This window comes from uncultured Campylobacter sp. (assembly GCF_938040115.1).
Lineage (GTDB): Bacteria > Campylobacterota > Campylobacteria > Campylobacterales > Campylobacteraceae > Campylobacter_A.
This window is the reverse complement of the sequence record NZ_CALHXD010000019.1, coordinates 1-4,716: the sequence shown is the minus strand read 5'-3', so window position 1 is coordinate 4,716 and position 4,716 is coordinate 1. Positions and strand designations below refer to the sequence as shown.

Annotated in this window: 4 protein-coding genes; all 4 read left to right on the top strand. The window is 42.3% G+C overall.

The annotated features are described in order from the left end of the window. Positions 1-297: DNA methyltransferase (locus Q0314_RS00915; RefSeq protein ID WP_298055468.1), on the top strand; the 297-nt coding region annotated here is incomplete at its 5' end. Then, positions 287-1,153, top strand: coding sequence for a CfrBI family restriction endonuclease (locus Q0314_RS00910; protein WP_298055466.1), 867 nt, complete (start codon positions 287-289; stop codon positions 1,151-1,153). The genes Q0314_RS00915 and Q0314_RS00910, both read left to right, overlap by 11 nt. 10 nt (positions 1,154-1,163) lie before the next feature. Then, on the top strand, positions 1,164-3,818 hold the full coding sequence (polA, locus tag Q0314_RS00905) for a DNA polymerase I (RefSeq protein WP_298055465.1): 2,655 nt from the start codon (positions 1,164-1,166) through the stop codon (positions 3,816-3,818). 103 nt (positions 3,819-3,921) lie between these two features. Further along, positions 3,922-4,695: a hypothetical protein gene (locus Q0314_RS00900; protein ID WP_298055463.1), complete on the top strand. Its 774-nt coding sequence runs from the start codon at positions 3,922-3,924 to the stop codon at positions 4,693-4,695. Positions 4,696-4,716: the final 21 nt, after the last annotated feature.

Sequence of the window (4,716 nt, the reverse complement as noted above, 5' to 3'; positions counted from 1 at the left end):
ATCGAAGCCTTGTTCCGGCCCCCGGTCGTGAGCTCACCGCGACCCAGTCGGATGTATACAAACTGTTGGTATATATCGCCCAAATCAGACAAAAAACATCCTGCGGTTTTTCCTGAAGAATTATGTGAAAAGGTGTTAAAGTATTATTCATTTGAAGGCGATACAGTGTGCGATCCTTTTGCCGGAAGCGGAACTTTCGGTAGAGTTGCAAAAAGGATGAATAGAATTCCATTGCTATGTGAGCAAAATCGTAATTACGTAGAAAATATAAAGAAAGGCGGTTTTTATGACATTTGATGATTTAGTAGTTAACAATACGGTTGAAAAACTAATAAGAGGAGAGGATTATCGACAAGAAGTTGTAAATTTTATCAATAGTAGCTTTTTGGACTTTGCCTTAGTTTTTTTTAAAAGAATTTTAGACGCGAAAATGCATAATATAGGCATTAATATTGATTGGTATAAAAAATATTTTATCCAAGAAAATAATTTTAGTGCTGATGAAGCCATTATATTTGCTGGAATAAACAAAAAAACTATAAGTAATATCTATGGAAGTGCAACCAGAGAAATTATGCTTAATGTTGCTAGTGAAAATATCGACTATTTGAAGTCTTTGCTAGATATGTTAGAAGACAACAATGATAGCATAGGTATTATTATAAAAATTTCATACAATAGTATTTCAATAGAGCTAAACCTTAATGAAAGCTTATTGGTTATAAATGCTTTAGCGACCAAAAAGATAGCATTGCGAGGTGGTGCATGGAGTAGCATTGGCAAAAGAGTAGAAAAACCATTAATGATCAAGCTTTGTGAGCTGTGCAAGGTGCCGAAAGATTTTATAAATTCTGAAGTTTTTAAAAAGAATAATAAAATGGATTTTGACAGAGAAGTGGATTTTAAGCTATATAACTCAAAAAAGGATAAGGAATTTAGGGTTGAAGTAAAACTTATGGGCAAAGGAAATCCCGAATCAGCGGATGCCGTTATCGCAAGAGAGTCTAAAATTTTTGTTGCCGATACGCTTAGCGAACAAAATAAAAATCAACTAAAGTCGCTAGGGGTTGAATTTTTGGAGCTAAAAAATAACGAGAACTGTGTAGATGATTTCAAGAAAATATTAAAAAAACTAGATATTCCATTCTCTTAAAGGACGGAAAATGAGCCAAAAAACGCTAACGATCATCGACACTTTCGGATTTTTTTTCAGACTTTACTACGCGATGAGCGGACTAAAAAACCGCGAGGGCAAGCCAAGCGGCATGGTGAGCGGCTTTGCTAGCTTTATCATGAATTTGCGTCAGGAGTTTGCCAGCGACTATATCATCTTTGCGCTAGATAGCAAGGGCAAAACGCTGCGCCACGAGATCCTGGGCGAGTATAAAGCCAACCGCTCCGAGCCGCCCGCCGCGCTAAAAGAGCAGCTGCCCGTGTGTATCGAGATGATAGAAAAAATGGGTCTAGCCGCCGTAAGCCGCGAAGGCTACGAGGCCGACGACATCATCGCTAGCGTCGTAAAGGAGTGCAAGCAGCGGGATATATTTGTACGCATAGTGACGCATGACAAGGACCTATATCAGCTCATCGAGGACGGCAAAGTAAGCATCTACAGCCCGCAAAGCAAGATCGACCACGATAGCGCGAGCTGCATAGAAAAATACGGCGTCCCGCCAAGCTGCATACGAGATTTTCTCGCGATCGCGGGCGATAGCTCGGATAATATCCCGGGCGTCAAAGGCATCGGCGCAGTGGGCGCCAAAAAGCTTTTAAACGAATTTGGCAGCTTAGAGGGCATCTACGAAAACCTGCCGCTAGTGCGAAACGAGCGTATCCGCGGGATGCTAGCAGAGGGGCGAGAGAGCGCGTTTTTGAGCAAGCGCCTAACCTCGCTCTTTGACGACGTGCCTGACGTGCTCGATCTAAAAAGGGCGGAATTTCCCGAGCAAAATCCGCTCGTAAAGGTCGCCGATACTCTGCGCGAATACGATCTAAACCGCCTCTTAAAAGCGCTGCAAAACAGCGAAAACGCAGGCGAAAACGCGGAATTTAAGCTCGGCTTTAACGCGCGGCTTTTAACGGACGAGAATGAAATCGAGCGACTGCTGGCAAATATAGACGCAGACACGCTCGTGGCCTTTGACACCGAGACCACGGACGTCGATACGCAAAACGCCCGTCTGGTCGGCTTTAGCTTTTGCTTTAACGACGAGGAGGCCTACTACGTGCCCGTGGCGCACGAGTATCTGGGTGTGCCAAAGCAGGTAAGCGAGAAATTTGCCGCCTGGGCGATAGGGCAAATTTACAAAGGCTGCGTGATCGGGCAAAATTTAAAGTACGATTTTAAGGTCGTAAAGCGAAATCTAGGACTCGAGCCGCCCGTAAATTTTAAAGACACGATGATACTAGCGTGGCTCATGGATCCGGGATCTAGCGTCGGTATGGACGCGCTAGCCAAGCGGCTCTACGACTACGACACGATCAAATTTGAAGACGTGGTAAAGCGCGGCGAGACCTTTGCGTCCGTAGCACTTGAAAACGCCGCAAAATACGCCGCCGAGGATGCTTGGATAACTCTCAAATTTTACAAAAGCTTTTTAAATTTACTAGACCCCGAGCTACTCGAGCTTGCAGGTAAGCACGAGTTTCCTTTCATCCTCACGCTTTTTGATATGGAGCGCGAGGGCATCGCGATAAACCAGGGGAAAATGCAAAATTTAATCCTGCGAAACGACGCCAAGATCAAGGCTTTAACGAGCGAAATTTACGAGCTAACGGGCGAAAATTTTAATATCAACTCCGTTAAGCAGCTGGGCTCGGTGCTCTTTGAACACCTAAAACTACCCGTAAAGAAAAAGACCAAAACGGGCTACAGCACCGACGAGGCGGTGCTAGCCGAGCTCATCGACGAGCACCCCGTCATCGAAAAGCTACTCGAGTACCGCGAGCTATATAAGCTACAAAGCACCTACTGCGAGCCGCTGCTAAATTTGGCTAAAAAGGATGCCGACAGCAGGATATACACGAACTTTATCCAGACGGGAACGAGCACGGGCAGGCTCTCGTCTAAAAATCCGAACCTGCAAAATATCCCCGCTCGAGGCAGCCTGGCTAAAGACGTGCGAGGCTGCTTTGAGGCTAAAAGCGGCTTTAGCTTTGTGGGTCTTGACTACTCGCAGATCGAGCTACGGCTGCTCGCGCATTTTAGCCGCGACGAGGCGCTTTTGCGGGCGTTTGCGAACGACGAGGACATCCACGCGCGCACGGCGATTAGTATATTCGGCAGCGCCGAGGGGCAGAATCGCGCGGTGGCTAAGAGTATAAATTTCGGCCTCATTTACGGTATGGGCTCGAGCAAGCTAGCAAATCAGGTAAGTATAACGCGCGCCGAGGCAAAGGAGTATATCGAGCGCTATTTTAAAGCTTTCCCTACGATAAAAGGCTTTTTAGAAGGGATAAAAACCGCCGCGAAAAACGAGGGCTTCGTGCGTACGCTGCTGGGTAGGAAGCGGCTGTTTGACTTTACTACCGCGACGCCGATGCAAACGGCGATGTATGAGCGCGAGGCGGTAAATACGATATTTCAGGGCTCGGCTGCTGATATCATCAAGATGGCGATGGTAAAAATCCGCCCGCTTTTAAGCCCGCGCGCTAGAATGCTTTTGCAGATACACGACGAGCTGATTTTCGAGGTGCAGGACGGCTACGCTGAGGAGTTTGGCGCAGCGGCGCAAAAGATAATGCAAGAAATTTATAAACTAAACGTACCGCTAAAAACGAGCCTAAACGTTGCGAAGGATTGGGGGGAGCTGAAGTAAAGCGTTTAAAAGCGGCGAAAATTTGCGAATGTGGCTGTGAAAATTTTAAAATTCTAATCGTAGTGAGTTTTGGCGGGTTTTTAAATTTACGAAAGGATAAAATTTGGAAAATTTTGAAAACTGGAATAAAAATGTTAAAAAACGAAATTTAAACTCAAACGAAAACGCAAATTTAAACGATTTCAATCAAAGAGACTACGATAAAGAACCGATAGTAATTAAAAATCCTTATGAATTCTTTCTTTCAAATTTATTCTTTTTTTCTCATTGCGGGACGATGCTTATTTTATTGGTTTTTGTTGATTATATGGGTATTGCAAAAATTAAAAATATTTTTCTATGGGCTTTTTTTGGAGTTGGCGTTTTACATATCGTCGCTACATTTTATTATTACATTATCAAAAACAAATGCGAAACTAAATTTACAAATAAAACGATAGAATTTATCATAAACGGCGAAACAAAAAGGGTTAAGAATTTAAGTGATTTGGAACCTATAGTAAAGACTTTTAGACTGCTTACGCCATCATCGCTAATTGGAATTATTGTTTTTAATCTACTTATATTTTTTATGGTTGCATTGGTAAAAATGGTTCATTATCTTATTGCCTATTATGTCATTTATTTACTTTTAAATTGTTTGTTTAAACTTATTTTTCATTTGATTTTAGGCGGAAATTTGAAAGATTTTACATTATTTCCTGCTTTTATATTTGATTATGGAGAACTCATATGCAAAGGAAGGTCTAGTTTAGATATTCTTAAAGATAAATTTCATATGGTTTATATAATTCATAAACAAGATTATTCAGATTTACAAAAATATTTTTCTGATAAGAAACATATAAATTTAAATTTGGTTGAAAAGAAATTTTAACCTAAAAAGGAGAAAAACATG